Genomic DNA, 1,921 nt, shown 5'->3' on the forward strand with positions numbered 1-1,921 from the left:
GCACGGCCACGCCCGAGGCCGGGCTGGTCGGGCAGTGCGTGAGCGGCGGCGTGGTGAATGTCGGAAACGCGCTCGATGATGACACCACACCGCCCTCCACCCCAGGCGTTCTGCAGGCCACCGGGGCCACCGCGTCGTCCGTCCGCCTCGGATGGTCTTCGGTGGGCGACGACGGCGAGCTCGGCAACGCCGCATCGTACCAGGTTCGCTACGCCGACCGGCCCATCACACTCGATGGCGCGGGCGGCACCGTGAGCTGGGAGCAGGCCACCGTGGGCAGCACGGTTTCGGGGGCCAGCAGCGTGGGCGCTCCGCTCTCGGCCACCATCCCCCTCACCCCGACCGATGAAGGGCAGCACCTGCACGTCGCGCTGCGCGCCTTCGACAATCTGCGCAATGCGTCGGGCATCGTCACCACCGAGGCCAGCAGCCGCCCAGCGACCTTCGTCTTCCGCGACGACCTGGAGGCGGACACGCAGCAGTGGTCGCTCAGCGGCAGCTGGGGAGTGGTCGAAGATCCCCAGCATGGGAAGGTGCTCACCGACTCTCCCGCAGGCTCCTACCCGAACAGCAGCAACACGGCCGCCACGACGCAGCCGTTCGACCTGAGCGGCGTCACCAACCCGCTGCTGGTGTTCGACCTCAAGTACGACACCGAGAAGCACCTCGACAAGGTCAAGGTGGAGATCACGGCAGACGGTGGTCAGACGTGGGACGCGCTCGAAACGCTGAGCGGCGCCAGCGACTGGCAGCAGCACACGCTCAGCCTCGATGCCTACCAGGGCAGAACCGTGCAGATGCGCGTCAGCTTCAGCACCGACGTCTCGATCAACAAGGACGGTGTCTACCTCGACAACGTGCGGATTGCAGGCGATCCCACCTGATGAATCTGGGTTCCGACGATGCCGCACAACCGTTGACAACACCCCTTCACACAGGCGACGGGGGCACCGCGCTCGGATATCCCATCGGTCCCGATGACATCGCCCGCGTCGAGAGCCTTCGACGCCTCGACCTGCTCGACACGCCCGGCGAGGAGCGCTTCGACCGCATCACCCGCCTGGCCGCCCGCATCGCGCAGACCCCGATAGCCATGATCGCGGTGATCGATGCCGAGCGCCAGTGGAACAAGTCGGTGCAAGGCCCCCTCCCCCTCGAGGTACCCCGCGCGGTCGCCTTCTGCAACCACACCATCCTGGGCGACGTCCCCCTCGTGGTCGAAGACGCTACCCGCGACGCGCGGTTCGCCGGGAATCCGGCCGTGACGGCGGCAGACGGCCTGCGCTTCTACGTGGGCATCCCCCTGCGCGCCCCTGACGGCTACAATGTGGCCACGCTGTGCGTTCTCGACGTGGTGGCGCGGAGCATTCCCAGCGGCACCGTGGAAGCCCTCGACGACCTGGCGCGGGTGGCCGAAGCCGAGTTTGCCGTCGAGCGCCTCCTCGACGAGCAAACGCGCCTGCGCGCGGCCCTCACCGAAGCCGAGCGCCGTGCCAGCCTCGACGGCCTGACCCGCACGTGGAACCGCGTTCACGTGCTCACGCTGCTCGAGCAATGCCTCGAGGCGGCCTCGCCGGAGTCACCGCTGAGCGTGGCCATGATCGACATCGACCACTTCAAATCGGTGAACGACACCTACGGCCATCCAACGGGTGACGCGGTCATCGCCTCGGTTGCGCAGCAGCTGCGCCGATCGTCGCGCACCTGCGACGTGGTGGGACGCTATGGCGGCGAGGAGTTCCTGGTGGTGCTCCCGCGCTGCGACAGCGAGACCGCCCGCCGCGTCTGTGAGCGAATCCGCCAGAACGTGGCCACGAGCACGGTGTCACACGCCCCGCACACGCTGCAGTGCACCGTGAGCGTGGGATACGCCACGCTGCCGCCCACGGGCGAGGTAGCGGCCAGCGAGCTGCTCGCGCGC

The 1,921-nt window shown here is 68.7% G+C and carries 2 protein-coding genes; both read left to right on the plus strand.

What is annotated here, in order from left to right; genetic code table 11:
- The coding region (locus tag EB084_24465; GenBank protein ID NDD31417.1) for a hypothetical protein at positions 1-884 on the plus strand (884 nt) is incomplete at its 5' end.
- On the plus strand, positions 884-1,921 hold a 1,038-nt coding region (locus EB084_24470; GenBank protein NDD31418.1), incomplete at its 3' end, for a sensor domain-containing diguanylate cyclase. The genes EB084_24465 and EB084_24470, both read left to right, overlap by 1 nt.

Source organism: Pseudomonadota bacterium (genome assembly GCA_010028905.1).
Taxonomy (GTDB): domain Bacteria; phylum Vulcanimicrobiota; class Xenobia; order RGZZ01; family RGZZ01; genus RGZZ01.